This window comes from Paraburkholderia sp. BR13439 (assembly GCF_040948805.1).
Classification (GTDB): domain Bacteria; phylum Pseudomonadota; class Gammaproteobacteria; order Burkholderiales; family Burkholderiaceae; genus Paraburkholderia; species Paraburkholderia youngii.
The window spans coordinates 1-519 of sequence record NZ_JBFPKN010000147.1 but is presented as its reverse complement, the minus strand read 5'-3'; the positions used below and the strand labels follow the sequence as shown (position 1 = coordinate 519).

At 58.6% G+C, this 519-nt stretch carries 1 protein-coding gene; it reads left to right on the top strand.

The features are described from left to right. The coding region (locus AB3X96_RS42630; protein ID WP_368594425.1) for an IS66 family transposase at positions 1-519 on the top strand (519 nt) is incomplete at both ends.

Below are 519 nucleotides of genomic sequence, written 5' to 3'. Positions count from 1 at the left end.
TCGCCGACAGCCGTGCAGGCGAGCATGCCCGCGCGTTCCTCGCTGGCTGGCAGGGCAAACTGGTATGCGACGACTACAGTGGTTACAAGGCTGGATTCCAGCAGGGCATCACTGAAATTGGATGTGCGGCGCACGCGAGACGCAAGTTCTTCGATCTGCACGCCAATCACAGCAGTCAGATCGCCGCGCAGGCGCTGCCGTTCTTCGCTGCGCTTTACGACATCGAGCGCGACGCTGCAATGCTGCAAGCCGATGAACGCCAAAAGCTCCGACAGAGTCGGGCCAAACCGGTCTGCGACGCACTACACGAATGGATGATGGCGCAGCGCAAGCTGGTGTCGGAAGGTTCTGCAATTGCCAAAGCGCTGGATTACAGTCTTAAACGATGGGATGCGCTGACCCGCTATCTCGATGACGGTCACGTGCCTATAGACAACAACTGGGTCGAAAATCAGATACGTCCTTGGGCTATCGGCAGGTCGAACTGGTTGTTTGCCGGTTCGCTTCGAGCCGGCCAAC